The sequence below is a fragment of the Acinetobacter sp. C15 genome, from assembly GCF_013420645.1.
GTDB classification, from domain to species: Bacteria; Pseudomonadota; Gammaproteobacteria; order Pseudomonadales; family Moraxellaceae; genus Acinetobacter; species Acinetobacter indicus.
This window is the reverse complement of the sequence record NZ_VOXR01000134.1, coordinates 1-1114: the sequence shown is the minus strand read 5'-3', so window position 1 is coordinate 1114 and position 1114 is coordinate 1. Positions and strand designations below refer to the sequence as shown.

Sequence of the window (1114 nt, the reverse complement as noted above, 5' to 3'; positions counted from 1 at the left end):
CCAAGCAGACGTGCACAGAAAACAGCAATTCAAGAACGAAATCTAAATCCTGTGCTTGACTTGGAAATGTCCATATAGGACATTTCTATTTGGTTATTAGGTAGGACATTTCTACTTTGGAATAACAACTTGATATTTATCATTAAATTTCAGTATATTAGATCAAGCCGTTGTGGGGCATAGGGTACCAGAGCGGCTTTTTATTGATTATTTATGTTCCACGCTTAAAATTCGAACAATGTTTCATGATTTTTATAAGTTAAACTAAATTTAGTTGCCAATCCCAATAAGCTATTCACTAACTTGTAAATATCGGTATACCGCCTGACGACTAATCCCAAAAGCTTTTCCTAATGCCATTTTTGATGGATACTTCCCTTCCCTCCATGCTTGTCGTAAAGCTTCAGCTTGGTCAGGCTTTAGTTTATGCACCCGACCTTTGTACTTCCCCTGAGCAGAGGCGAGTTTTATTCCTTCCTTTTGCCGCTCTAAAATGATCTCACGTTCGAACTGTGCAAAAGCACCCATCAATTGCAGCATCAAATTATCCATCGGGGTGGATTCGGCCGTAAAAGTAATATTTTCTTTTACAAACTGGATGGCAATCCCTCGTTTGACCAGTTTATCTACTTCAGTGACCAAATCTTTCAGGCTTCGCGCAAAACGATCCATGGAATGTACAATCACCCTGTCCCCTTCCCGGACATAGTTCAACATTTCCTGAAATTTAGGTCGGTCAGTATTTTTACCTGAAGCACGGTCAACAAAAATCCGGTCGACTTCAATTCCCTCAAGTTGACGTCCAGTGTTTTGCTCGACAGAACTTACCCGGATATACCCTACTTTTTGGCCTTTCAATTTTTCACGCCCCAATTGGATAAAAATGAACAATTTCGTAAATTATAAATCTTTAATACTAAAGTTACATGTTATTTATGATTAAAAATCATTTAAATGATACATAATTTCATGAACTTTTAGATTGTAACTTTAGGGTATACTTTAAAGTTACACAAAACATCTATATGAAGACTAAAGTCCAAATTAGTGTTTATGTTGGTTCAATGTATTACATTTCGTATTTTCTATTTGTAACGTAATTTCAGTAATATTA

1 protein-coding gene is annotated in these 1114 nt (G+C 36.4%); it reads right to left on the bottom strand.

Annotated features, from left to right (window positions below; all coding sequences use genetic code 11):
- Positions 1-291: 291 nt before the first annotated feature.
- Positions 292-858 (bottom strand): recombinase family protein, encoded by a 567-nt coding sequence (locus tag FTT63_RS15535; protein ID WP_004282172.1) that lies wholly within the window; start codon positions 856-858, stop codon positions 292-294.
- Between the last annotated feature and the right edge of the window lie 256 nt (positions 859-1114).